Below are 1,252 nucleotides of genomic sequence, written 5' to 3'. Positions count from 1 at the left end.
ATTTAAGATTGATAGATTATATGTTGATTAGCGTAAAAGATTCAACTCAAAGCGGTAATATTATATTTGGACGGAATAGCTTTGTGAAGAACCGTCTATTTAATAAACTCTCAAATGTTCAAGTTGGACAGACTATATTTATCGAAAATATTAAAAAGAACGAGAGAGTTTCTTATATTATTGAGAAGGTTTTCATAGTACCGTTTGAAAAATTTGATGAAGGTGAGCTGCTTGATCTAAACAAGTTAACGCTTGTAACTACTACGGGTCATGAAAAACAATTGCTTATAGTGCAAGCAAATTTATTCAGCGCGCCCTCTAGTTATACTTATTAACAACCTAACAGATTTTTACTAAGTGTTTGTACGTTATTTTTAAAATAGTGAACGAAATGAGAGGCTAATTAAATTTTGAACGCTAAGTGTTTAATTTTTGAAAACGCATTTCAAGGAAACGTAATAAAATAATTTTTAAGCTTAAAAGTAAAACTTTTAGATAACGGAGGAATTTATGTGTTTGTTAACAAGATTGAGAAGAAAGTAATTATTAAAGGTAGTGCTAAATCAATCCCGTTGGTGATAGTCTTTGTACTTTTATTTCCAGCAATACCAACGTTTGCTAATCCCTTAGAGAGAAATACCAACTCGGAATTACCGATGACTATCCTTGATCCATATTACCAAGGGCAGAATCATCTAAGTGGTGAGGTTACTAATGAGGTGAAGAAAGTTAGGCTGTATAAGAAGGGAGAGTATGTACGTTCAGGGACTATCCAAGATGGTAAATTTAAAGTTTATACTCGGGATGTGCATCCACAGCCGAAAGAAGAATGGAGTTTAATCTCAGTAGATTCAAACAATGAAGTGTTAGAGGAAATTCAATTTGAACCTTTGCGTTCAAAAGCTTTTATAAATGCATATGATAAATTCACTTATAAGGATTCGAGTATTTCTGGTACTTCTGAAGGAGCAAAAGTAATTCGGATATATGTGAACAACATTGAGAAGCGAGCTGTAAAAGTAAAAGAAGATGGATCTTTTTTAATCTATGTAGAAGACCTGAATTTAAACAAGAAAGATAGAATAGAAATGGTGGCGTTGGATTCCTTTAATCATGAAGGAATACCATTAGAAGTACAAGAAGTTGAACAAAAAACTAAAGGAAATGTAATAGAGGAAGAACATCTGTCTAAAGAAGAGGGAGATGAAAAACAAATCTTTAATCATATTTATCTAAACTATCTCCTTTGGGG

Annotated in this window: 2 protein-coding genes; both read left to right on the top strand. The window is 32.3% G+C overall.

Annotated elements, in window-relative coordinates:
- Positions 1-335: hypothetical protein (locus GVY43_RS15335; RefSeq protein WP_236549000.1), on the top strand; the 335-nt coding region annotated here is incomplete at its 5' end.
- Positions 336-512: 177 nt separating this feature from the next.
- Positions 513-1,252 (top strand): immunoglobulin-like domain-containing protein (locus tag GVY43_RS15330; protein ID WP_159563731.1); only part of this gene is annotated, 740 nt, incomplete at its 3' end.

It is taken from the genome of Exiguobacterium sp. 8H (assembly GCF_902506255.1).
GTDB lineage: Bacteria > Bacillota > Bacilli > Exiguobacteriales > Exiguobacteriaceae > Exiguobacterium > Exiguobacterium profundum.
Note: the sequence above shows the minus strand (reverse complement) of the source record. Positions and strands in the feature narration are given on the sequence as shown.